Below are 25,363 nucleotides of genomic sequence, written 5' to 3' on the forward strand. Positions count from 1 at the left end.
TTTTTCAAATGGAGGCAAATGCTATTTGCCTGATTTAACCAAACCCAAATGCAAAACAAATTGACGTTTTTTGCCCTTTTGTTAATGGTAAACCTGTTACCAGGCACTTTTGTATTCGCTCAAACCGCTAATGAAAGTTTGTACGAACAGACCAGCGAAATGGGCACGCTGATTATAGGCTACCAAAGGGATGTAGATGCGATTAATGATTTCTACTATCCTTATTCATCAGGAGGTACTTATGCCTATCCGATGGCTACTTTTAAAAGTCCGGAGCAAAGAAAACGCCTGCAGGATATCAACAACGATTATTTAAGCAAGTTAAAATCAGCCAAATTTGAAGGATTTAGCATTTACGGCAAAGTAGATTATATCCTCCTTAAAAAACAGATCGAATCTTCTGTCTGGCTGCTCGGCAAAGAAGAAACAGATTACAATGCCCTGTCGAAGTATTTTACCTTTGCCGATCCTATTTATGCGCTCGAAAAATTAAGAAGAAGAGGTACCTATAAAGAAGGATCGCTAATGGCTGCCCAGATGGACGACATTGCGAAGCAGATTGATGTGCTAAATCTGAATTTTAAGCAGGGAATACTTAAACCCGATCAGCTTAAAATGGCAACAGCCATAACCTTGAGTTTAAAACACCGTTTAAAGGGTTTTTACCAGTTTTATATGGATTATGAACCTGGTTTTACCTGGTGGGCACCTAAACCTTACGAAAAGTTAGACCTCGCCTTAACCCAGTACGCTAAACTTTTTAACGATAAAGAAGCGCCTACTCCGGCTTCAAAATCAAATAAACCAGAAATTAAGGGAAATCCAATTGGGAGGGAAGAGCTGATCAGGCAATTAAATGCAGAGCTTATTCCTTATACACCAGAGGAACTCATCAAGCTTGCCGAAAAAGAATTTAAGTTTTGCGATGAAGAGCTTTTGAAAGCATCAGCTGCAATGGGTTTCGGAAATGACTGGAAAAAAGCGCAGGAAAAAATCAAGAATAGTTACGTGCCATTAGGTAAACAACCAGAGTTAATTGTAAAACTACAGGATGATGCCTTAAACTTTATCAAAGCCAACGACCTGATCAGCATTCCCGCATTGGCGGAAGAAACCTGGGGTATGGTGATGATGTCGGCCGAACGCCAGTTGGTGAATCCATTTTTTACCGGTGGGCGCGAAATCAGTATTTCCTACCCAACAAATTCGATGGAGGAAGATGATAAGTTAATGAGTATGCGTGGTAATAATCCCTATTTCTCAAGGGGAACGGTACAGCACGAACTTTTGCCGGGTCATCACTATCAATATTTTATCAATAATCGTTATAAAAGCTATCGCGATCCGTTTAAAACGCCTTTTAGTGTAGAAGGCTGGCCATTATACTGGGAACTTTTATTGTATGATAAAGGTTTCGCCAAAACGCCCGAAGAAAAAATGGGAATGCTTTTCTGGCGCATGCACCGTTGTGCCAGGATTCTTTTTTCACTGAACTTTCATCTTGGCAAATGGACGCCTCAGCAGTGTGTCGATTTCCTGGTTGATCGTGTAGGGCACGAACGCGCCAATGCAGAAGGTGAGGTGCGCAGATCTTTCAAAGGCGATTATAGTCCCTTGTACCAGGTAGCTTACCTTACCGGTGGCCTCCAGCTTTTTGCCCTTAAAAAAGAACTGGTTGATCGTGGAAAAATGAGCTTTAAAGCCTTCCACAATGCCGTGATCAAAGAAAACTTAATTCCTGTAGAAATGATCAGGGCTACTTTAACCAACCAGCCGTTAACACGCGATTTTACAACCTCGTGGCATTTTTACGATCAGCTTAAATAAATCAACTCACCAAACCCTTTGAACCACCAAACAACAGAACGCATGATTGAAAAAGAAACCACACAGTTTAAACCTTCACTTAAATTGATGGATGCAACCATGCTTGTAGCCGGAAGTATGATCGGCTCAGGTATTTTTATTGTAAGTGCAGATATTACCCGAAATGTTGGCAGTTCTGGCTGGCTGTTAGTGGTTTGGTTAATTACAGGTTTTATGACGCTTACTGCTGCATTGAGTTATGGCGAATTAAGTGCCATGTTCCCAAAAGCGGGCGGACAGTATATTTATTTAAAAGAAGCCTATAACCCGTTGATCAGTTTTTTATATGGCTGGAGTTTTTTTACGGTTATCCAAACCGCAACTATTGCTGCTGTAGGCGTGGCATTTGCCAAGTTTACGGCTTATCTCGTACCCGCGCTCAGTGAAGATTTAGTAGCCATCGATTTGGGTTTCTTTACCATCTCTCCGGCACAACTATTGGCCATTGGGGTAATTATATTACTTACCTATATTAACAACAGGGGAGTAAACGGGGGGAAAGTGATTCAAACTACCTTTACAGTGGCTAAATTGTTAAGTCTGTTTGGCCTGATTGCTTTTGGACTTTTCTTTTTAGATAAAGGTATCTGGAAAAGCAACTGGGAAAATATGTGGGTTTTAGGTCCACTCTCTGCCGAAGGAAATATTGGTTCTTATACTACGCTGGCCGCATTCGGTGCCATTGCTGCCGCGATGGTGGGCTCGATATTTAGCAGCGATTCCTGGCACAACGTTACCTTTATTGCCGGCGAAATTAAAAACCCTGCACGTAATATTGGTTTGAGTTTAGCCTTGGGAACGATTATCGTAACGGTGCTCTACATCCTTACCAATGTGATGTATACAGGTGTACTTTCATTACATGATATTGCCTACGCTGATAAAGACCGGGTAGCAGTTTCTGCTGCCAACCATATTTTCGGTACCGCGGGCACCATCATTATCGCGTTAATGATTATGGTTTCGACTTTCGGTTGTAACAACGGTCTAATTATGGCTGGTGCCAGGGTGTATTACTCCATGGCCAAAGACGGACTTTTCTTTAAAAAAGTTGGTACGCTGAATAAAAATGCAGTACCTGGATTTGGACTATGGATTCAATGTATTTTTGCTTGTTTATGGTGCATTAGCGGAAAGTATGGCGATCTGTTGGATATGATCTCATTTGTGGTGGTGATGTTTTATATGCTCACCATTTTCGGGATATTTATCCTTCGTAAAAAACGACCTGATGCAGAACGTCCGTACAAAGCTTTTGGTTACCCCGTTCTGCCCATCATTTATATGGTAATGGGACTGGCCTTTTGTATATTACTGATTATTTTTAAACCCAAATTTACCTGGCCGGGATTAATCATTACTTTAATTGGTATACCGGTTTACTACCTGATAAAAGGAAGTATTGCCCGTCAGGATTCGAAAACAAAAGATACGCCTGATAGCAGCGGTTAAAATATTGATGTTATCCATTAAAATCTGAAGGGAATCTGCAAAACGCGAGTACTATATTTACCACAAAAAACCTGTAATGACGATTTACATCATGGCTAAAAAATCAATAGCCTTCATCTTATTAAGTTTTGTTTCTTTTCAGGTACTGGCGCAGCAAGCGGGTTTACAACCTTACGCACCAAGTGCTGCCGAAGTGGCAAATGCTTACCGGTTATCTGTTAAACTAGATACGGCACTACGCAATATTCCTACCAACAATGATCTTATTCCTTTTTGGAAAAAAGATGGAAGCGCATTTTGGTATAAAAAGAATCTTCAGAACAGAACCTGGGAATATTATGATGTAGATGCGGCAACTGGCAAACGTAAACTTGCATTTGATCATGATAAACTTGCGGAGCACATCGAAAAGATCACCGGTAAAAAACAGAACCCGCTAAAACTTCAGTTAACGGAGCTTTATTTCGCCGATCAGGGCAATACGGCAAAATTAAAAATACAACAGAAATGGTATCAGTTAAACCTGAGCGACTATAGTTTAACCCATACAAACGATAGCAGTATTTATCGTTACAATGCCAAAAGACCATTACAGCAGCGGAGATCACGCTGGCAACGAAACCGCGAATCGAGAAAATCGCCAGATGGCAAAAACGAAATCCTGATCCGTGGAGGCAACTTGTTTGTAATTGATTTAGCAACCAAAGCAGAAACCCAGCTCAGTACCGATGGTAACGCCGAAAAACCTTATGGTGAATTTGCATGGTCGCCGGATGGAAAAAATATCGTCGCCTACAAAATCGATCCGAAAGAAATTAAAAAAGTACATTATGTATTAAGTTCGGTTCCCGGTACTACGCGTGGCGAACTAAAATCAAGAGAATATGCGCAACCCGGTGATGACTTTACAGCTTATCAACCCTATGTTTTTAATGTAGCGGCTAAAACGGCGATTAAGGTAGATGCCGATCCGGTAGATTTCTTTGGTGCACCAGAACTGCATTGGCGCGATAATAACAGCCGCTATTATACCTATGAGAAAGTAGACCGCGGCCATCAACGTTTCAGGGTAATTGAAGTGGATGTTTTAACCGGAAAAACTAAAAATATTATCGACGAGAAAACCAAAACCTTCATTTATGAAAATCGCATCTATACAAGGTACTTGCCTAAAACAAATGAAATATTATGGACAAGCGAACAGGATGGGTGGCAACATCTTTATCTGGTAAATGCCTTAACCGGAAAGCAAAGCTTAATTACCAAAGGAAATTATGTAGTTAAGGATATTGATAGTGTAGATATCGTAAAACGCCAGGTTTGGTTCAGGGCAAATGGAATGCATGCCGGCGAGGATCCTTATTTTATCCATTACTACAGAATCGGATTTGATGGAAAAGGACTAATCAACCTCACGCCCGAAAAAGGTAACCATAACCTCAGCTTTTCACCTGATCGTAAATATTACATCGATACCTATTCACAGGTAAATGTACCACCGGTTAGCGAGTTAAGGTTAACGGCAAATACTAAAAAAATAAGCGAAATAGAACATGGGCAAAAAGATGCTTATTTGGCTACCGGAGTTAAACTGCCTGAAGTGTTTGTGGCCAAAGGAAGAGATGGTGTAACCGATATTTGGGGCATTGTTTGCTTTCCTTCAAAAATGGATCCGAACAAAACTTATCCTGTAATCGAGAATATTTATGCAGGTCCGCATGATAGTTTTGTGCCTAAAAGTTTCCTGCCAGCCAGTGAAATGCAAAGCATTGCCGAATTAGGCTTTATTGTGGTCCAAATTGATGGAATGGGAACGGCCAACAGGTCTAAAGCTTTTCATGATGTATGCTGGAAAAATATAGCCGATGCTGGTTTCCCCGACAGGATATTGTGGATGAAAGCGATGGCAGTTAAATATCCAAATGCCGATATTACCAGAGTGGGCATTTACGGTACTTCGGCAGGCGGACAAAGCTCAACTGGTGCATTGTTATTTCATCCCGAATTTTACAAGGCCGCGGTTTCTGCTTGTGGCTGTCACGATAACCGCATCGACAAACAATGGTGGAACGAACAATGGATGGGCTATCCGGTAGGACCGCACTATGGCGAACAATCTAACATCACAAATGCCGCTAAATTACAGGGTAACCTGTTTTTAATTGTTGGCGAAGCGGATGAAAATGTACCACCTGAATCTACCTATCGACTGGCTGATGCACTGATCAAAGCCAATAAAGATTTCGATATTTTAAGCATTCCGGGTATGGGGCATAGTGATGGCGGTATTTACGGACGCAGGCGTAAACGCGATTTCTTTGTAAAACATTTACTTAATGCCGAACCACCAAATCCGAATCTTTCAAAATAAGTTGGTTTATTGGTCATTAGTTTATTGGTCATTGGTCATTGGTCATTAGTTTATTGGTCATTAGTTTTATTGGTCATTGGTTATTAGTTCAATAGTCATTGGTCATTAGTTTATTGGTCATTGATTATTGGTACTTGGTCCTTAGTTTATTGTTCATTCAATAACGCTGTCATTCTGTTAAAATAAATTGTTACTTTGGTACATTGCATTAAATCATCCTTTTCATGTTACCAAAAATTAAAATATCCTGTCTGTTTTTACTCGTGCTATTATTTAGCGCATTTACTGTTCATGCATCGAAGATAGATTACTATCAGATCAAAATTTATCATTTGAAAACCGATGCTCAGGAAAAAACAGTAGATGATTATTTGCAGAAAGCCTATTTACCGGCACTGCACCGCTGTGGAATTGCAAAAGTGGGCGTATTTAAACCCATTTTGAATGATCAGGCTGCGGTTACAGAAAAACTTATTTATGTGTTTATCCCTTTAAAATCATTCAATGGCATGTTGGAGCTGGATAAAGAATTAGCAAAAGACGAACAATATGCCGCTGACGGTAAAAGCTACCTGGAAGCGAATTATACCGAAGCACCTTACGAACGGTTAGAATCTATTGTATTAAAGGCTTTTGAAGATGCCCCGCATTTTATGCTGCCTAATTTAAAATCACCGATGAAAGAGCGGGTTTATGAATTGAGAAGTTATGAGTCGCCTACCGAGCAGTATTTTAAGAATAAAGTTCAGATGTTTAATAAAGGCGACGAAATTGGGTTATTTAAAAGGCTGAATTTTAATGCCGTATTTTATGGAGAAGTAATTGCCGGTAGCCATATGCCTAACCTCATGTATTTAACCACTTTCGAAAATAAAGCAGATAGAGATGCTCACTGGAAGGCATTCTCTGCAGATGATTATTGGAAGAAACTTTCGGCAATGCCAGAATATCAGCATAATGTTTCTAAAAACGACACTAAGTTTGTGTACCCCACAGACTATTCTGATTTTTAAGAAAGATAATAATCCCGGCCATAAAGATTCTGAAATAAATTCAGAATGACGTATTTCTTTTGACTTATACTTAAAAAACTTAATGTCCTTAACTCCTTAATGGTGAAAAGTTAGCGGTGAAAGAAGCTAGAAGCAAAAAACTAATCTAAACGCTCTGGAAATCTATGTTTTCATAGTGAAAAATAATCCCGGCCATAAAGATTCTGAAATGAATTCAGAATGACGTATTTCTTTTGACTTATATTTAAAAAACTTAATGTCCTTAACTCCTTAATGGTGAAAAGTTAGCGATTGAAAAACTAAAGCTCAAAGAAAAAAAGCAAATTAAAATCCGTGTTTCTATGGCAAAAAATAATCCCGGCCAGGAAGATTCTGAAATGAATTCAGAATGAGGTATTTCTTTTGACTTATACTTAAAAAACTTAATGTCCTTAATTGCTTAATGGTGAAAAGTTAACGGTTGAAAAACTAAAGCTCAGCGTAAAAAGACAAATGAAAATCTGTGTTTCTGTGGCAAAAAATAATCCCGGTCATAAAGATTCTGAAATGAATTCAGAATGACGTATTTCTTTTGACTTATACTTAAAAAACTTAATGTCCTTAACTCCTTAATGGTGAAAAGGAGCGAGTATCCCTCATTTAGCTATTCACGAAAGCATTTCTTTGTTTTTATCTTCAGTCTGGATCAGCTGATTCACGGTATCTTCAAATTTTTTAAAATCGAGGGGTTTAAGCAAAAAATAGTTGCCTTTATCGAAGGCGTCAATGGCCTTATTGCCATGGGCACTTACAAAAACGACAAATTTCACGCTGTTTCGAAGCATTCTGGCTACGTCAATTCCCGATATTTCCATTTGGATATCCAAAAAAAGGAAATCAATTTTTCCGTAAGTCCAAAAGGCGGCCATAGCCTCTACTGGATCCATAAAACTTCCTTTAAGTTGGAGTTTGTCTATTTTGGAAACAAAATGCTCAAGTACTTTTACACTCATTTGGCTGTCATCTATAATTACACAGCTATAGGATTGGGATGTTGGGGAATTCATTATTCTGGGATTTTATAAACACTTACAAAATGCTTGCCATTCGATTTTTTTTAAAAGTTTATAATACAAAGATGCTGCATTAAAATCTAATTAATCAATGTTTTACATTCAAATAGTGTTAAAAAACAGGCTCTTTATGTGTTTTGTATTTTTTTTGATAATATACGTCATAACCATTCTTCAGTCGTGTTTATAGCGGTTTGTTGAAGTTTTTTATAAATGCTCGTTTATGATTTTCGCCATACTAAACTCCTAACAAAAAACTTTTTTGGTGCTTTTAATTTATTTAAATATTATACCCTATAGCGCAGGACAGTTAATCTGATAAGCCAATTATCTTTGTAAAGCAATAATTGCTGGACCTATAATTATTTCGCTAACCAAATAAAATTTCTGATCATGATGGTATCGATACTTATCCATAAAATAAGCAAAATTTTGCTGTTATTTCTGCTTGTTTTTCTATCATTTAGCGTTGCAGCAACGACCACAAATCAGTTTAACCTTTTAGCTGCTCCAGGTACCTTATCAGAAAATACCGTGGCCTTATTGTGGGATAAACAATATGGTTCAACGCCTATTATTTATCAGATCTCTTTAAATGGTAAAATACATGGTGATACACGAAAAACCAATTATAGCTTAGAAAATTTGATGCCGGATACCTGGTATACGGTAAGTGTAAGTATAAAAGGAAATAAAGCGACTGGCTTAAATAGTATCCGTTTTAAAACAAGGGCGAAGGGGAAAATATACAATGTTTTAGCTTTCGGAGCGAAAGGAGACGGCATAACCATTAATACAAAAGCCATTCAAACAGCGATTGATGCCTGTAGCACTGGCGGCACGGTTTATATCCCCAAAGGAACTTTCGTTTCGGGTGCTTTATATTTAAAAAGTAATATGACCCTACAAATAGAAGAGGGTGGTGTGTTAAAAGGATCAACTGTAGTAGAAGATTATTTACCCATGATTTTAAACCGTTTTGAAGGCTGGGAGCTGAAAACATATGCAAGTTTACTCAACGCAGGTACGCTTAACCGTAACGGAACTTATAATGTAAAGAATGTAAGAATTACTGGTAAAGGCACCATTAGTGGCGGAGGGAAAAAACTTGGCGATGCGATGATCAAAGCCAGTGGAATAAGAAGTAGGGGACGTTTAATCTGCTTAATGAACTGTCAGGACGTAAGTTTGTCTGATTTAACCATTACTGAACCTCCATGCTGGACCATTCATTATATTTATAGTAACAATATAACCTGTCAAAATTTAAATATCATAACGGTAAACATCCGCAATGGAGATGGTATCGATCCTGATTCTTCTACCGATGCTTATATTTTTAATTGTACTTTCGATACTGGCGACGATTGCATTGCCATTAAATCGGGTAAAAATCCAGAAGGCTTTTTTGTAGCCAAACCAACCAAAAATGTACGGATAACAGATTGTGACTTTAAACGCGGTCATGGTATTTCAATTGGCAGCGAAATGTCTGGCGGAGTTAGCGACGTTTTGGTGCAAGATTGCAAAGCCGGGAAACTATTGCATGGTATGCAGATAAAAGGAACAAAAGATAGGGGTGGTTATGTGAAAAATGTAACGGTAACCGATTGCCAACTGCTGCAAATTACCATATTTTCTGCCGTTAATTACAACAACGACGGCGAGGCCGCACCACAAATACCAACTTTCGAAAATTTTGTATTCAAGAATATCGATATGTCTATGGCATCAAATGCCGATGCAGCCATTAATATCAATGGCTTTAAAGATCCAGCTCACCGCTTAAAAAATGTAACCTTTACAAACATTACACTGCCAGAGCAGTCGAAGATTATAATAAACGATGCTGAGAAGATAAAATTTACTACTGTACAATCATTAACAGGTACCAAGCCGCAGTATATGGTAAACAATAGTTCGGAAGTATTACATTAGTTAATGGTTATTCTATTAATCTGTTCTGCCGTAAAGTGTAGCAATACCTTCTTCCGTTATCGCGAGTTTTAAGAGTTCCTTTTGAAAAACATCTATAGCGTGTGGTTCTACTATGATTTCTAACTTTAATTTATCTTTTTCATCATCCCTATACTCTGTAGCAACATTTTCTTCTAAATTGATAAGTACACTGATATGACCTGAATGATTAATCGGCGATAATTTCATTCCAAAATACGCGTAACCATCTTTTTTACCAGCTTCGTAGATCAAATCTTTTTCTGCTTTATAATTTAACAATAACCTTGCAAAATTGGCAAGGTTATCACTTGTTTCATAAACATCGGTCGTTCCTAAATATCGTCCATTAGTTGCTTGTACATTTATCTCAAACATGTGGTCATCTTTCCAAATAACCTTTATTGCTAAATACGATGGTGTAATTTGTAAGTGCATTCTATTAATTTATAAAAATAAAATCTAAGCTAATGCAATTTCATTTAAATACATATAAAGGCACACTGATCATATTTGATTGGGTATTATAGCTTAATGTCCTTAACTCCTTAATGATAGAAACTAATTCTTTATGTTATCGTATTTTCTGTCGTAAAAAATTAGATAGGCAAACGATTGCGCGGTTTTTGTCCTCAAAAACACGCTATTTCCTTTAATGTGTTTGTTAACTTTATCCCTCAGCAACTAAGTCTATTTAGCTTGTTCAACATATAAACACATAACCAAATCAAACTTTTAATGACCCCGCATTATTTTTTCAAAAATTTTAAAATAACCAGTTCCAAAAACCAACCCAAAGGCGTGGTTTTGGCATTTGCGTTTTTTTTAATTGCCGCTCCGTTTTTTGTGACTGCTCAACCGGCTGCTCAGAAAACCAATCAGGTAGCACAAAATACCACCAAAGTGCTTAGCGCAAAAAAGATCAATACCACAACTATAGAATTATTGCTTTCTGATAAGCAGACCTTAACCTTAGATTTTTATGGCGATAATATTTTTCGCCTTTTCGAAGATCCTACAGGAGGTTTTATACGCGATCCGGAAGCCAAACCTGAAGCTAAAATTTTAGTGGAAAACCCACGCAGAGCTGTTTCAAAACTGGACATAAAAGATGAGAATAATCAACTATTCATCTCTACAGCTAAGATTACGGTGCTGATTGATAAAAATACTTCGCTGATCAAAATTATCAACCTTGCTACCCAGGCTGTAGCTGTTGAAGAATTAGCGCCGATTCAATTCGAGAAAGGAAAAGTAACCCTGAGCCTAAAAGAAAATCCACAGGAATATTTTTATGGCGGTGGCGTCCAGAACGGCCGTTTCTCACACAAGGGGAAAAACATTGCTATCGAAAACCAAAACTCCTGGACGGATGGAGGGGTAGCTTCGCCAACACCTTATTATTGGTCTACCAATGGTTATGCTGTCATGTGGCATACCTTCAGCAAAGGAAGTTACAATTTTGGTGCTAAAGAAAAAGGCTTGGTAAAATTGGCACACGAAACCGATTACCTGGATGCCTTTTTTATGATTAACAATGGAGCAGTGCCTTTATTGAATGATTTTTACCAGCTGACCGGAAATCCGATTTTATTGCCAAAATTTGGTTTCTATCAGGGACATTTAAATGCTTATAACCGCGATTTCTGGAAAGAAGACGAAAAGGGAACTTTATTTGAAGATGGCAAACGTTACAAAGAAAGTCAGAAAGATAATGGCGGTATAAAAGAATCGCTTAACGGCGAAAAAAACAATTATCAATTTTCTGCACGTGCGGTAATTGATCGTTATAAAAAACACGATATGCCTTTGGGCTGGGTGCTGCCTAACGATGGTTATGGTGCAGGTTACGGCCAAACCGAAACCTTAGATGGCAATATTCAAAACCTCAAAAGTTTTGGCGATTATGCCCGTAAAAATGGTGTAGAAATTGGCTTGTGGACACAATCAGATCTTCACCCAAAACCAGAAGTAAGTCCCTTGTTGCAGCGCGACATTATTAAAGAAGCCAGAGATGCTGGTGTTCGGGTATTAAAAACCGATGTGGCATGGGTTGGTGCCGGTTACTCGTTCGGTTTGAATGGTGTAGCTGATGTAGCACAGATTATGCCTTATTATGGCAATAGCAGTCGTCCGTTTATCATCTCCTTAGATGGTTGGGCAGGTACACAACGTTATGCCGGTATTTGGTCGGGTGACCAAACGGGTGGCGTTTGGGAATATATCCGTTTCCACATTCCTACTTATTTAGGTTCTGGTTTATCAGGTCAGCCGAATATTACTTCCGATATGGATGGTATTTTTGGGGGTAAAAACCTGACCATCAATACCCGCGATTTCCAATGGAAAACCTTTACGCCAATGGAATTAAACATGGATGGTTGGGGCGCCAACGAAAAATATCCACATGCATTGGGCGAACCTGTAGCTTCGATTAACCGCAATTATTTAAAACTGAAATCAGAGCTGATTCCATATACTTATAGTGTGGCAAGAGAAGCGGTTACCGGATTGCCAATCATCAGGGCGATGTTTCTGGAGTATCCAAATGCTTATACCAAAGGTACTTCAACACAATATCAATATCTATACGGACCATCTTTCTTAGTCGCGCCAATTTATCAGGCAACTAAATCAGACGAAAAGGGTAACGATATCCGCAATGGTATTTACCTGCCGGAAGGAACATGGATTGATTATTTCACCGGAGAAAAATATACCGGAAACAGCATCCTCAACAATTTTGATGCACCGTTATGGAAGTTGCCTGTTTTTGTGAAAAATGGTGCTATTATTCCGATGACAAATCCGAATAATAATGTTTCTGAAATCAGTAAAGTAAACCGCATCTATGAATTGTATCCTTTTGGAAAAAGTTCATTTACCGAATACGATGATGACGGTGCAACAGAAGCCTATAAATTAGGAAAAGGTGCTTCTACTTTAATCGAATCAGAACTGGATCAAAAAAATAATGCATTGGTTACCATCCATCCGGCAAAAGGCGATTTTGATGGTTTTGTGAAAGAAAAAACAACTGAATTTGTGGTTAACGTTACCGAAAAACCGAAAAGGTTAACCTCAAAAGTTGGAAATAACAAAATCAGACTAAGTGAAGTAAATTCGAAATACGAGTTTTTAAAACAGTCTAACGTTTATTTCTACGATGCTACACCAAACTTAAACCGCTTTGCTACAAAAGGAAGCGATTTTGAAAAAGTGGCCATGGTTAAAAACCCGCAGTTGCTGGTTAAACTTCAATCTACCGATATTACCATCAATCCGGTAACACTTAGTATTGATGGATTTAAATTTGAACCTGCAGATAAACAACGTTTGTCAACAGGGAAATTATCGGCTCCTCTTAATGCAAAAGTAAGCGATAAAAACAGAGAAGCTTATACGCTTACCCCAAGCTGGACCAAAGTGAGCAATGCAGATTTTTATGAGATCGATTTTAATGATATGCATTATACCACAATCCGCGATACTGCTCTGTTGTTTGATGGATTATTGGCCGAAACAGCTTACACGTTTAAGTTACGTGCCGTAAACAAAGATGGCGTCTCAGATTGGACCGAGATCAAAGCCACTACCAAAACCAATCCTTTAGAATTTGCTATTCAGGGTATTGTAGCCGAAACTACGGTAGAAAATCAAGGCGGTTCTGGCATCAATAAATTGTTCGATTATGATGAGGGTAATACCTGGCATACCAAATGGGGCGTTAAGGCAGTTCCTTTTGATATGATTATTGATTTAAAATCGATCAATCAGCTGGATAAATTCCATTACCTGCCGCGTACAGGAAAAGGAAACGGAATTCTGTTAAAAGGTAAAGTATTTTATAGCAACAATAAAGAAAGCTGGACGGAAGCTGGTGCATTTGAATGGGCCAATACCGACGAAATTAAAATATTCAATTTTACTTCACATCCTGCTGCCCGTTACATCAAAATTGCTGTTGCTGATGGAGTAGGTGGTTTTGGTTCAGGAAGAGAGTTGTATGTATTTAAGGTTCCAGGTACCGAAAGTTATCTGCCGGGTGATATTAATAACGACCGTTTAATTGATCGGAACGATTTAACCTCTTACATCAACTATACCGGTTTAAGAAAAGGTGATGCTGATTTTGAAGGTTATATCAGCAATGGTGATATCAACAAAAACAACCTGATTGATGCGTACGATGTTTCAGTTGTGGCTACACAGCTCGAAGGAGGAGTGAAAAATGCTAAAACTGATAAAGTTGCAGGTAAACTCGAAATCAGTACCGCTAAACAAGCTTATAACAAAGACGAAATCGTCGAAATTAAAGTAAAGGGAATAAACCTGAAATCAGTAAATGCTTTAAGTTTTGCGCTACCATACAATGCACAGGATTATGATTTTGTAAGCGTTCAGCCTTTAAACACCAAACAAATGGATAACCTGACCAACGATCGCCTGCACACCAATGGCGCTAAGGTTTTGTATCCAACCTTTGTAAACATAGGCAACAAAGATGCTTTAAACGAAACTTCCGATCTGTTTATCCTGAAATTAAGGGCAAAACGCAAACTGCAGTTCGGACTTAAGCTTAGTGAAGGCATTTTAGTAGATAAGAATCTCAATTCAGTTAAATTTTAGTTAGTTAGTTAGTTAGTTAGTTAGTTAGTTAGTTAGTTAGTTAGTTAGTGATTAGTGCGAAGAGGTCGGTTTTTAATCGGCCTCTTTTTTTTGTCGCAAATTTGGATACAAGAAAAGATTAGGTAATAAGTTAGCAAATTGTATATTTACAAGTCATCCATTTCCAAAGAGGCAAGGGTCTAGCTAAGGCACGCTCCATCAAATTTTGTTGTTTAACTATGAGGTTAATTCGTCTGACTTGTTTTATTTTGCATTTTTTTTTGCTCTTTACCCATGTTAAAGCGCAAGAGTTGCGTACAAACAATCAACCTGTACTAACCGGCCACTATGTTATCAAAACATATGGTATAAATGAAGGGCTTCCATCAAAAAGTACAACGGCTGCTTTAAAAGATAAAAGAGGATTTATATGGGTAGGAACCGAAAACGGCCTGTGTAAATTTGATGGTTACGCTTTTAAAATCTACGTCAATATTACCGGCGATACCACTTCACTAACCAATAACTATATCAATGCGGTGGTAGAAGATAAAAATGGTGTTTTTTGGGTTGGTACGATGAATGGTTTAAATAAATTTGATCCTGTAACCGAAAAATTTGAACGTTTTTATCATAAAGAAAACAACAGAACATCACTAAGCAATAATAAAATATGGTCGTTACTCATCGACAGAACAAATAAGCTCTGGGTAGGTACCGATGATGGCTTTAACCTTTTTAACAAAAATTCAAACGCTTTCACCGTTTATCAGCCGGATTTTAAGGATCCGGATGCCATTAAAGGGAAGTCGGTTAATGCCATTGCAGAAGACAAAGCGGGTAACCTATGGTTAGGCAATTGGAGCAAAGGATTAAATAAATTCGATAAAAAAACCAAAAGCTTTAAAAATTACACACAGAAGGAAGTAGCAGGCGAAAAAAATCCAAACGATATCTGGACACTCTGTTTGGATGCGGATGGTATGATATGGATTGGTAGCTATTGGAAAGGCGATCTGTTTCGATTTGATCCAAAAAGTGAATCCTTTACTACCTATGCCAGTAAAGGAACAGGTAATGCATCAATATTTAGTGTTTTAAATTTAGGTACCGAAAAGTTACTGGTAGGTGGAAGCGCAGGTGTATTCTGGGTGAATACCAAACTAAATAAATGGGAGAAAATAGAAGAACTGGAGTTTTTTGCCAATGGCGGTTTATATCGTGATAAATCAGGAATGATATGGATTTGTGGTAAAAACGGCTTCAGCAAAATAGACTTTAACCAATATAAATTTAATTTCATTTCCCTTCCTTTTGGACAGGCAGAAATCAAATCCATCATTAGTTATGGAAAGGATTTTTGGGTAGGCACAAATAAAGGCTTATTTAAATATAATCCCGATAATCATGCTGTAAGTAAACTGCAGCATACCGGTAATCCGAATAGTTTATCCAGCTCTGAAATTATTAACCTGTCAACCGATTTAAAAAACAGGCTTTGGGTAATGGGCGAGAATGGTTTCGATCGTTACGACGAGAAAGCGAATAAATTTATCCACCATCATCACCGTTCGGCATTGGGTAGTTTTTTTAATGAAGATGTTTTTAGGGATTTAATTGAGGTAAATGCAGACGAATATTATTTGGCTACCGATGCCGGTCTGAAAGTCTATAACGATAAAACCAACAGCTATACACATTACTTTAACGACCCTAAAAACCAGGCTTCATTGAGTAATAACCATTTGTACTGCCTTTTAAAAGATGCGCAGGGAAATGTCTGGATAGGAACATACGGAAGTGGGCTCAGCCGCTTTAACCCTAAAACCAGAAAGTTTAGCAATTACATGATCAATAATTCAAAAAGGGGTGGTATTAGCAATAACATTGTAAACAGCCTCTATCTGGATTCGCATCAGAATGTTTGGGTTTGCACCCGCGATGGTCTGAATAAATATATAGCCAAAACAAACACTTTCGAAATATATTCAAAGCAGAATGGTTTTGCCAGCAATGTTTTTACCGATCTGGTGGAAGATAATAATGGCAGATTATGGGTCACAACCGAACAGGGGATTTCACTCTTTGATCCGGTAAGCAAAATGGTGAAAAATTACGACGAGAAAGACGGTGTTTATGCCAATGCCGCTATCTGTAAAAATGCAAAAGGAGAAATTTACCTGGCCGGAAGTAAAGGCATCGTTTATTTTAATCCGCAACTGCTTAAATATAATAAAACGGCGCCGGCTGTTTATTTTTCCGATTTTTCTATTTTCAATAAATTAATTCTGCCTGGTGATGATTCTCCATTAAAATTACCGGTGTATATGACCAGGGAGATTACTTTGCCCTACAGTCAGAGTGTGCTTTCTTTTGGTTTTGTTGCACTCAATTACACGCTTTCGGAAAAAAACAAGTATGCTTATTTTCTCGAAGGTTTCGATAAGAAATGGAATTATAGTGGCAGTGAACATAAAGTTACCTACACCAATTTAAATCCAGGTAAATATGTATTAAAGGTAAGGGCATCAAATAATGATGGGATCTGGAATATGGAGGGCAATTCGATCGGGATTACCATTACGCCCCCATGGTATCGTACCTGGTGGGCTTTTTGTATTTATGGACTTACCTTTTTTGGGATGATTTATGCCTACCTTAAATACCGGGAACATCGGGCAAACCTCGAATTTCAGGTCAAACTGGCCCATGTTGAAAGTGAAAAAGAGAAAGAACTAAGCGAGAAGAAACTTTCTTTTTTCACCAATGTATCGCACGAGTTCCGAACACCACTTACGCTAATTATCAATCCGGTTAAAGAACTTTTATACAAGAACGATAAGAATGTTGATACCACTGATTTAAATATCGTTTACAGGAATGCAAAACGACTTTTAAGCTTAGTAGATCAATTGTTATTGTTCAGGAAAGCAGATACTTATGGTGAAAAATTAAAAGTAGCGCCGGTAAACCTGGTGAGTTTGTGTAAGGAGGTTTTTTTATGCTTTGTGCACCAGGCCCGATCTAAGAATATCGTGCTGGATTTTATAGGTACCGATGAAGTAATTCCTTTTTATGCCGATAGGGAAAAAATAGAAATCGTGTTTTTTAACCTGCTTTCAAATGCGATCAAATTTACACCTGAAGGTGGTACGGTTAAAATGATTGTAGGCAACCGCGGGGAAGATATACAGGTAGGTATTGAAGATACTGGTTGTGGCATTACCACCGTTGCTGGAGAAAAACTCTATGAAAAATTTTACCAGGATCCTGGAAATAAATCAGCAAAAGGAGGTTTCGGTATCGGTTTGTACCTGGCGAAGAATTTTATCGAAATGCATGGCGGAACCATAAACTATACCAGCACTGAAAATAAAGGCACCATTTTTAATATCAGTTTACGCAGGGGGATAAGCCATTTTAAAGATGCCGTTATTTTGCAGGAGGCACTGGTAGATACCGATTCGTCCTTATTTAAAGAGCTGATAGAAGATGAAATAACCGCAAATAAAATTGTAGAAGCTGCAGAAGAACCATTGATAGACAGTCAGCTGGCCCTGGATTTGAAAACACTGTTGATTATTGATGACAATATCGAAATCAGAGAGTACTTAAAACAGGTTTTCAGAATGGATTATCACCTTTACGAAGCTGGCAATGGAGAGGATGGATACGATATGGTAAAAGAACTGTTGCCCGATATTGTCATCTGCGATGTTATGATGGATGGGATAACCGGGATAGAACTTTGTAGTAAAATAAAAGAAGATGTAGCCGTTTCGCACATTCCTATTATATTGTTAACGGCTATTTCTGCTCCAGAAGTTAAACTGAAAGGGATAGAAGGCGGGGCCGACGATTACATCAGTAAACCTTTTGATAAAGATTTCTTAAAAGCAAGGGTAGCCAGCATCTTAAAAAGCAAAAACGCCCTGCAAAGATATTTTTATAACGAAATTACCCTCAATTCGAACAACACCAAAATCTCTGCTGAATACAAAGAGTTTTTAGATCACTGTATTCGTATTGTAGAAGAACACCTCATCGATCCCGATTTTAATATCGATACATTGACGGCAACCATTGGTATGTCGAGATCTAATCTTTACCGTAAAATAAAATCCATTTCTGGTCAGTCGGCCAATGGCTTTATCCGTTTCATCAGATTGAGAAAAGCCGCCGAAATTTTTATCAATACCGATAAAACCATTCAGGAAACTTCCTACATGGTGGGCATTAACGATCCCAAATATTTTAGAGAGCAATTTTACAGGCTCTTTAATATGAACCCATCCCAGTACATCAAAAAATTCCGAAAGCCATTTTCCAATAATATAAATACCACAGTTAAAAAAGGTAAATAGAAAATAGATATTGCTTCTGTTTTAATAATCGGCCTCAAAATGTCGTTTTGGGTTGATTTCGGTTTGTTTACCTCTCTAATTTGGATTGTTTGTACCCCTTTTAAGTTATTTGTTGACGCTAATTTAGCCTTCCACAGTACAGCGCTATAATCGCCATACCGATAGAGAATTTCTGTCGGGTGGATGATAAAACTGAGCTGTTAACCAAATATTAAACTTGCAAACTAAAATGAGAAAAAAAGTTCAGAAGGGATTTTTGCCAAAATCCTTTACCATTAAAACACTGGCATTTCTATTTGTCTTATCCATCAGTTTCCCCGCATTGGCATCTTTAGTTTCTGTTAAAACAGGAATAAAAAACCAGCTTAAAGAAATTGTGGTAACGGGAACAGTAACAAATGAAACGGGTGCTACATTTCCTGGTGTAGCCGTTAAAATCAAGGGCACAGAGAAGGCGGTACAAACCGATGCGAAGGGTAACTATAGTATTGCTGTTGCGACTACAACAGATGTACTCGTTTTTTCTTATGTTGGCTACACGAGTCAGGAACAAACTGTAGGAAACAGAACTTCCATTAATGTTCAGCTTGGTTCAGAATCTAAAACATTAAGCGAACTCGTAGTGGTTGGTTACGGTACGCAGAAAAAGGCAACCTTAACAGGCTCAATATCGCAGGTAAAAGGAAGTGAACTGATGAAAAGCCCACAGCCAAACCTGTCGAACTCGCTGGCAGGCCGGTTTTCGGGTGTAATTGTAAACAACCGCAGTGGCGAACCCGGTGTTGATGGCTCCAGCATTACCGTAAGGGGACTGGCCACCACCGGGAGCAATAATGTGCTCATTGTTGTTGATGGTGTTCCTGGCCAGATTGGTGGCCTGGAGCGTTTAGATCCAAACGACATCGAAAGTGTATCGGTATTAAAAGATGCTTCTGCGGCTATTTATGGTAACCGGGCTGCAAATGGGGTAATATTGGTGACCACCAAAAAAGGAAAAACGGGTAAACCATCTATAAGTTACAGTTTTAACCAGGGTTTTGGTTCGCCTACCAGGTTGCCTAAAATGGCCGATGCTGCTACTTATGCACAAATTATGAACGAAATTAGTTTCGATTCAAACCCTGCAGGAGGCCTTAATCAATCTTATACCGCAGATCAGATTGAGAAATTCCGCAATGGTTCTGATCCGCTCTTGTATCCTAATACCGATTGGATTAACGAAACACTGAAAAAGACTGCGCTTCAAAGTCAGCATAGCCTTTCGGTTAATGGCGGTAGTGAAGATGTAAAATATTACGTTTCATTAGGCACGATCGCTCAGGATGGTTTATACAAAAATGGTGCAACTAAATACAATCAGTATAATTTCCGTAGTAACGTTGATGCCAATATTTCTAAATATATTAAAGTTGGTTTATCCGTATCGGGCAGGCAAGAGAACCGCGTATTTCCGCAAGTTGGGGCAGGTGATATTTTTAGATCTATCTATCGGGCAAAACCAATTGCAGCCGCATATTACCCTAATGGTTTGCCAACAACCGGAATAGAAAATGCAAACCCTGCAATGCAGGTAACCGATATCGGGGGTACCAATAAAAATCCTACACAGGTTTTAAATGGAATTTTAAGGGCTACCTTTATTATACCAGGGGTAGAGGGACTTTCTGTAGATGGCTTTTTCTCGGCAGATAAATCAAATGTATTTAGTAAAAGTTTTAACAAACCTTACCTGTTATACCAGTATGATCAAGGTACAAAAAACTTTAACAGCGTAATTGTTGGCGGTAACAACCAAAAAGCAACTTTAACCGAAAGCCATAGAAATGAGTCGCTGCTGACTTCCAATATTAAACTAAACTATGCCCGTAAATTTAACCTGCACGATATTAATGCCTTTGTAGGTTACGAGCAGAGTGAAAATCACTTAGAGTATTTTGATGCACAACGCTTTAATTTTTTATCTACCTCTTTACCCGAACTTTCTCAGGGTGGTACAGCGGCTACCGATTTCCTGAACTCTGGTTATAGTTCTAATTATAACAGACGAAGTGTAATTAGCCGTTTAGCTTATAGTTACGATGAAAAATATCTCTTCGAAGGGCAACTCCGTGTTGACGGTTCATCTATTTTTCCGCAAGGAAAACAGTATGGTGTTTTTCCATCTGCTTCTGCAGGTTGGGTAATCTCAAAAGAAAAATGGTTTAACGAAAATGTTAAATTCATTGATAACTTAAAAATCCGCGCATCGTATGGTTCTTTGGGTAATGATAATGTAAATGGTTTCCAATATTTTGATAATTATGTACTGGTTGGTAATGGATTTGTAGCCAGAGACGCCAGCAATGCGCTAACTATTCAGCCTGGTGTAAACCTGGTTAAATTGGCAAACCCGAACATTACCTGGGAGGTAGCGAAAAAACTCGATATCGGTTTTAATGCTACGGTATTTAAAAACTTTAGTATCGAAGCCATTTATTTCCAGCAAAAACGTTCTGATATCTTAACCACCCGTAATGCTTCATTGCCAGGCTCTTCAGGTATTGTAAATCCTTACGGATCTGATCCGCTGGTTCCATCAGAAAATATAGGGAAAGTAAACAGCAACGGCTTCGAAGCCACTTTAGGCTATAACCATAATGGTGAAAATTTTAAGTGGAATTTATCGGGTAACATTACCTACGCTAAAAATAAGGTAGTTTTTATTGATGAGGCCAGCGGTACCTTAGATTATCAGCGCCAAACCGGAAGAACACTAAATTCTTACCTCTTGTACAATAGCATCGGTATATTTAGAACACAACAGGAATTGGATGCTTATCCACACGTAAGTGGTGCTAAAATAGGCGACCTTAAATACTTAGATTATAATGGCGATGGCAAAATTACCGCCGATGATCAAACCAGATCAGACTATAGCAATACCCCTCAGATTACCTATGGTGTAAACTTCGGGGCCTCCTACAAGAATTTCGATGTATCATTCGTATTGTCGGGTCAGGGGCAGGTAAGCCAATATGTGTTGCCTGAAGCAGGAAGTGTAGGTAACTTTTACAGTAGCTGGGCCGATAACCGGTTTAGTGCATCAAACCCGAACGGCACTTATCCAAGAGTTACAGACCGTGCATCAAATGCCATCAGTGGCGGGCAGTTTACCAACACGTTTTGGTTAAACGATGCTTCTTTTTTAAGACTTAAAAACGTAGAAATTGCCTATAATTTAAAGGCGGCGTTTTTACAGAAAATAAATGTTTCAGGCTTAAGATTTTATGCCAGTGCATTTAACCTGCTCACCTTTTCAAAAGTTAAAGATTATGATCCCGAAGGAAACAGCGGCAGTGGCCAGTTTTATCCACAACAACGCATTATTAATCTGGGCGCTAATATTAAATTCTAAACATCATGAATACTAAATCAATACATAAAATATTATTAGGCCTGTCGTTCATCTCCTTAAGCATGGTGGGCTGTAAAAAAGATTTTTTAAATGTAGAACCCACAGATAGGATTTCTACCGCTACGATAGAAAGCGATACGTCGGTTCTGGAGGCTTATGTAACCAACCGCTATATTGCTACCCGCTTGCAGGATAAAGAAGGTGATGGTTCTGCACCAGGCTTTGGCAGGGGCTTCGAATACAGCATGTGGAGCTCTTACACTGACGAATCTGTTTACAATAACGACGATTTTACCTGGTTGATTCAAAGAGGACAGCTGGCTCCGGAAAATTTAGGTAGTGCGGGCGTATATTGGGGCAGGAGCTACAAAAGTATCAGAGAATGTAATTATGCGCTTAGTGTGCTTGCTAACATTGCAATGAGTCCATCGCATAAAAAACAATTGATCGCAGAACTCAAATTTGTAAGGGCTTTCCGTTACCAGGATTTAATCCGAAATTATGGTGGCGTAGTGTTAATGGGGGATAAAGTAACCAGCCTGACTGATAACCTACAAGACCCGGCTTTGTTTCAACGTGCAACAATAAAACAGAGTATTGATTATGCTGTGGCGCAACTGGATCAGGCTGCAGCAGATCTACCACTCGATAACAGCAATAGCTGGATGGCTGGCCGGGCTACTAAAGGTGCTGCATTAGCACTTAAATCCCGCTTGCTTTTATATGCCGCCAGTCCCTTGTACAACGCAGGTACATGGGAGGCAGCAGCAGCAGCGGCACAAGCTGTTATTGGCTTAAATAAATACAGTATTTATACCGGAGGTTATGAAAATCTGTTCCTGAATGATCAGAATAACGAAATCATCTTCGCCAGATTGTTTACCAAAAATGCCAATCATACTCACCTGGAAATTGCAAACGGGCCAAATGGTTATGGTGGCTGGGGAGGAAATCTTCCTATGCAGAACCTGGTAGATGATTACCAGATGGCCAACGGAAAACCCATTACCGACCCCACTTCTGGTTACGATGTAAACAATCCATATCAAGGCCGCGATCCACGTTTTGCAGCAACCATTTTGTACAACGGAGCAGCTTACCGCGAACGTAATGTAGAAACTTTTATTCCGGGCGGGAAAGACAGTAAAGATGGAATTGATAACTGGAATACAACTAAAACAGGTTATTACCTTAAAAAATTCATGAACAATGCTTATCCTCTACAAAATCCATGGGGAAATGCAGGTTTTCAGCCATGGATCTATTTTAGATATGCAGAAATATTGCTTAATTATGCAGAAGCAGCAAACGAAGCTTATGGACCAGAGGCTGTTCCTGCCGGAGCTACAATGTCGGCCAGACAAGCCATAAATATGGTACGTGCAAGACCTGGTGTAAATATGCCGGCATTAGCCGTCGGAATTACACAATCGCAAATGCGTGATGCCGTACGTTATGAGCGGAGAGTGGAACTCGCCTTTGAAGAACACCGTTTTTATGATGTAAGGAGATGGAAAATTGCAGATATAACCGAAAATAAACCTGCCGGCGGAATCATTATTACAAAAGTTGGTACAGGATTTACCTATACTTCTAAAATTGCCCTGGATGGACGTAAATTTGAAACCAAACATTATTGGTTGCCAATACCAAGGGCAGAAATTTTGGCCTCTGGAGGTAAATTACAGCAAAACCCAGGATATTAATCAGATAATTAACATCACATGATAAAGTATTATAAACAAATCAGTTCTTTTCTTACCTGTATTTCCTTGTTTTGCTATGGTAATGTTTTGGCACAAAAAACTGTAAAAATTGAAATTGATCCATCGGTTCAGTTTCAAACAATAGAAGGTTTCGGGGCATCTGATGCCTGGTCTTGTCAATTCGCCGGATTATGGCCTGATGAGAAAAGGGATAGAATGGCCGATTTGCTTTTTAGTACACAAGTAACCAAAACAGGCCAGCCCCTTGGTATTGGTTTAAACATGTGGCGTTTTAGCATTGGTGCAGGGAGCGCATCACAAGGTAAGGCAAGCGATATTGGCGACGAATGGCGTCGTCAGTACGCTTTTCTTCAACAGGATGGCAGTTACAACTGGAATGCCATGCCGGGGCAAACCTGGTTTCTGAAGGCGGCTAAAAAACGTGGCGTAAATCAATTTATTGGCTTTGTAAACAGTCCGCATGTGTTATTTACCAAAAACGGAAAAGCCTACTCAACTGATGGTAACTGTAACCTGGATTTTAATAAACTACCTGAGTTTTCAGCCGATCTTGTGGCAACAATAAAAGGATTAAAGAAAACAACAGGTATAACATTGGATTATGTGAGTCCTGCAAATGAACCGCAATGGAAATGGAATGAGCATAAACAGGAAGGTTGCCCGTACAATAATACCGAACTGGCCAAACTGTTTAAAGGCATTAATGAGGCTTTTGTGAAAAACCAGCTCAAAACAAAAATACAGATAGGTGAGGCTGGTCAGTTAGATTATTTATATGACAATGGTAATGAAGCAAAAGGAAATCAGGTTTTTCAGTTCTTTAATGCTGCATCACCCAATTATGTTGGTAATCTTTCCAATATTGACAATTCCATCTCAGGACATAGCTATTTTACAACCAGCCCGGAACAAAAATTCATTGATGTACGTAAAAAAACAGGCAATGCAGTAGCCAGTATAAAAGGTTTAAGGTATTGGATGTCTGAATATTGTGTGCTAGGTGATGATGTTCTAAAAGGCGAAAAACGAGACTTAGGCATGGTAACGGCTTTGTTTATTGCAAGGTTAATTCATCACGATCTGGTTCTGTCCAATGCTACATCATGGCAATGGTGGCTGGCAGTATCAACAGGCGATTATAAGGACGGACTGGTTTATATCGATCGAAATAAAACCGACGGCCAGGTGTATGATAGTAAAATGTTGTGGGCCTTAGGCAATTATAGCCGTTTTATAAAAGAGGGGAGTAAACGCCTTCAGGTTAAAATGGTAGATGAAAAAGCGGCCCCAATTTACGTGTCATCCTACCGGCAGGATAAAAAGATCGTAACCGTGGTGGTTAATACTACTGATAATGATGTGGATCTTGATCTGGAGGTTAAAGGACAGGTACAAAGCGTTGCTCAAACTTATGTTACTTCAGCTGAATATAGTCTGGCCCCCTATAAACAATATACAAACACCAAAAAAATTAATATTCTGCCTAAATCGATTACCACTGTAATTAGCGATTAATTTCTAACATCCTCATTAAATCCCATTTGATTTTAAGGCCGAAAG

General features: G+C 38.7%; 12 protein-coding genes. 10 read left to right on the forward strand and 2 right to left on the reverse strand.

Annotated elements, in window-relative coordinates:
- Positions 1-48: 48 nt before the first annotated feature.
- The 4 genes from CA265_05745 (at position 49) to CA265_05760 (ending at position 6,702) form a co-directional block, all read left to right on the forward strand.
- Positions 49-1,827 (forward strand): DUF885 domain-containing protein, encoded by a 1,779-nt coding sequence (locus tag CA265_05745; protein ID ARS39202.1) that lies wholly within the window; start codon positions 49-51, stop codon positions 1,825-1,827.
- Positions 1,828-1,869: 42 nt separating this feature from the next.
- Positions 1,870-3,318, forward strand: a complete 1,449-nt coding sequence (locus CA265_05750; protein ARS39203.1) for an amino acid transporter — start codon at positions 1,870-1,872, stop codon at positions 3,316-3,318.
- Between the two features lie 91 nt (positions 3,319-3,409).
- On the forward strand, positions 3,410-5,689 hold the full coding sequence (locus tag CA265_05755; GenBank protein ARS42899.1) for a peptidase S9: 2,280 nt from the start codon (positions 3,410-3,412) through the stop codon (positions 5,687-5,689).
- Positions 5,690-5,913: 224 nt separating this feature from the next.
- Positions 5,914-6,702: an NIPSNAP family containing protein gene (locus tag CA265_05760; GenBank protein ID ARS39204.1), complete on the forward strand. Its 789-nt coding sequence runs from the start codon at positions 5,914-5,916 to the stop codon at positions 6,700-6,702.
- Positions 6,703-7,349: 647 nt separating this feature from the next.
- On the opposite strand, the gene CA265_05765 is transcribed toward CA265_05760, so the two are convergent.
- A complete protein-coding gene (locus tag CA265_05765) occupies positions 7,350-7,748 on the reverse strand; it encodes a hypothetical protein (protein ID ARS39205.1) in 399 nt (132 codons plus the stop codon).
- Positions 7,749-8,147: 399 nt separating this feature from the next.
- Between CA265_05765 and CA265_05770 the strand changes: the two genes are divergently transcribed.
- Entirely contained in the window at positions 8,148-9,692 is a 1,545-nt protein-coding gene (locus CA265_05770; GenBank protein ID ARS39206.1) for a hypothetical protein, read from the forward strand.
- Positions 9,693-9,707: 15 nt separating this feature from the next.
- On the opposite strand, the gene CA265_05775 is transcribed toward CA265_05770, so the two are convergent.
- The gene (locus CA265_05775; GenBank protein ID ARS39207.1) at positions 9,708-10,148 is read right to left on the reverse strand and encodes a hypothetical protein; all 441 of its coding nucleotides are present in this window, start codon (positions 10,146-10,148) and stop codon (positions 9,708-9,710) included.
- A gap of 300 nt (positions 10,149-10,448) precedes the next feature.
- On the opposite strand from CA265_05775, the gene CA265_05780 reads away from it, so the two are divergent.
- The 5 genes from CA265_05780 (at position 10,449) to CA265_05800 (ending at position 25,318) form a co-directional block, all read left to right on the forward strand.
- On the forward strand, positions 10,449-14,339 hold the full coding sequence (locus CA265_05780; GenBank protein ARS39208.1) for an alpha-xylosidase: 3,891 nt from the start codon (positions 10,449-10,451) through the stop codon (positions 14,337-14,339).
- A 218-nt stretch (positions 14,340-14,557) separates the two neighbouring features.
- Positions 14,558-18,682: a hypothetical protein gene (locus CA265_05785; GenBank protein ID ARS39209.1), complete on the forward strand. Its 4,125-nt coding sequence runs from the start codon at positions 14,558-14,560 to the stop codon at positions 18,680-18,682.
- Between the two features lie 229 nt (positions 18,683-18,911).
- Positions 18,912-22,076 carry a SusC/RagA family TonB-linked outer membrane protein gene (locus CA265_05790; protein ID ARS39210.1) on the forward strand — a complete coding sequence of 1,055 codons (3,165 nt, stop codon included), beginning with the start codon at positions 18,912-18,914 and terminating at the stop codon, positions 22,074-22,076.
- 5 nt (positions 22,077-22,081) lie between these two features.
- The gene (locus CA265_05795; protein ARS39211.1) at positions 22,082-23,782 is read left to right on the forward strand and encodes a RagB/SusD family nutrient uptake outer membrane protein; all 1,701 of its coding nucleotides are present in this window, start codon (positions 22,082-22,084) and stop codon (positions 23,780-23,782) included.
- Positions 23,783-23,800: 18 nt separating this feature from the next.
- Positions 23,801-25,318: a hypothetical protein gene (locus tag CA265_05800; GenBank protein ID ARS39212.1), complete on the forward strand. Its 1,518-nt coding sequence runs from the start codon at positions 23,801-23,803 to the stop codon at positions 25,316-25,318.
- The last annotated feature ends 45 nt before the right edge of the window (positions 25,319-25,363 follow it).

The organism is Sphingobacteriaceae bacterium GW460-11-11-14-LB5, assembly GCA_002151545.1.
In the GTDB taxonomy this organism is placed as follows: domain Bacteria; phylum Bacteroidota; class Bacteroidia; order Sphingobacteriales; family Sphingobacteriaceae; genus Pedobacter.

Bases quoted from the DNA above. Each gene is read 5' to 3' on its own strand.
- CA265_05745 (ARS39202.1), top strand. From the start codon at position 49: ATGCAAAACAAATTGACGTTTTTTGCCCTTTTGTTAATGGTAAACCTG.
- CA265_05750 (ARS39203.1), top strand. From the start codon at position 1,870: ATGATTGAAAAAGAAACCACACAGTTTAAACCTTCACTTAAATTGATG.
- CA265_05755 (ARS42899.1), top strand. From the start codon at position 3,410: ATGGCTAAAAAATCAATAGCCTTCATCTTATTAAGTTTTGTTTCTTTT.
- CA265_05760 (ARS39204.1), top strand. From the start codon at position 5,914: ATGTTACCAAAAATTAAAATATCCTGTCTGTTTTTACTCGTGCTATTA.
- CA265_05765 (ARS39205.1), bottom strand. From the start codon at position 7,748: ATGAATTCCCCAACATCCCAATCCTATAGCTGTGTAATTATAGATGAC.
- CA265_05770 (ARS39206.1), top strand. From the start codon at position 8,148: ATGATGGTATCGATACTTATCCATAAAATAAGCAAAATTTTGCTGTTA.
- CA265_05775 (ARS39207.1), bottom strand. From the start codon at position 10,148: ATGCACTTACAAATTACACCATCGTATTTAGCAATAAAGGTTATTTGG.
- CA265_05780 (ARS39208.1), top strand. From the start codon at position 10,449: ATGACCCCGCATTATTTTTTCAAAAATTTTAAAATAACCAGTTCCAAA.
- CA265_05785 (ARS39209.1), top strand. From the start codon at position 14,558: ATGAGGTTAATTCGTCTGACTTGTTTTATTTTGCATTTTTTTTTGCTC.
- CA265_05790 (ARS39210.1), top strand. From the start codon at position 18,912: ATGAGAAAAAAAGTTCAGAAGGGATTTTTGCCAAAATCCTTTACCATT.
- CA265_05795 (ARS39211.1), top strand. From the start codon at position 22,082: ATGAATACTAAATCAATACATAAAATATTATTAGGCCTGTCGTTCATC.
- CA265_05800 (ARS39212.1), top strand. From the start codon at position 23,801: ATGATAAAGTATTATAAACAAATCAGTTCTTTTCTTACCTGTATTTCC.